At 54.1% G+C, this 1,110-nt stretch carries 1 pseudogene; it reads left to right on the plus strand.

The features are described from left to right. A pseudogene (gene rhgX, locus ACWF4Z_RS38405) lies at positions 1 to 1,110 on the plus strand (rhamnogalacturonan exolyase); the annotation flags it as partial.

The following is a 1,110-nucleotide window of genomic DNA, read 5'->3' on the forward strand; positions in this document are numbered from 1 at the left end:
GCCGGATGGAAAGCCGTACACCTACAGCGCCAATGATGCCAGCGTCGGGGATGTGGACGGGGATGGAGAATATGAAATCATCCTGAAGTGGGACCCGTCCAATTCAAAAGACAACGCTCATGACGGGTATACAGGGGAGGTGCTCATAGATGCCTATAAACTGGACGGCACCTTTTTGTGGCGCATCAACCTTGGCAGAAACATCAGGGCAGGCGCTCATTACACGCAATTTATGGTGTATGACCTGGATGGTGACGGAAAAGCAGAAATAGCCATGAAAACAGCTGACGGCACAACAGACGGGAAAGGACATATCATCGGTGATGAGCATGCCGATTTTAGAAACGAACAGGGCAGAATTTTGTCCGGTCCGGAATATTTGACCGTGTTTAAAGGAGAAACCGGTGAGGAACTCACGACCGTGGAATATGAACCACCCCGCGGCAAGCTGGAGGATTGGGGAGACGGCTATGGAAACAGGATGGACCGTTTTCTCGCCGGGATCGCTTATTTGGATGGGGAGCGGCCGAGCCTTGTTATGGCGCGCGGCTACTATACGAGAGCCGTGCTCGTGGCATACGATTTCAGAAACGGAAGGCTCAAAAAACGCTGGGTATTTGACTCCAACCATCCGGGACATGAAGCGTACGCAGGACAGGGGAACCACAGTTTAAGCGTGGCGGACGTCGACGGAGACGGAAAAGATGAAATCATATACGGCGCAATGGCTGTCGATCATGACGGAACCGGCCTGTACTCAACGGGGCTCGGGCACGGAGACGCGATGCATGTAGGGGATCTGGACCCGTCACGAAAAGGGCTTGAAGTGTTCCAGGTGTATGAGGACGCCACGAAGCCGTACGGACTGTCGCTGCGAGATGCCGGAACCGGTGAGATATTATGGGGCGTCCATGCTGGAACTGACGTTGGCCGGGGCATGGCGGCTCATATTGATCCAAGCTACAAAGGATCGCTCGTCTGGGGAATTGATCCGCCGGGCAATGATGGCATGTCGTATGGGCTTTTCACGAGCAAAGGCGAAAAAATCAGCGACAAAGCGCCCGCTTCAGCCAATTTCGCCATCTGGTGGGACGGTGATTTGGTCAGAGA

Source organism: Kribbella sp. NPDC055071, assembly GCF_053608045.1.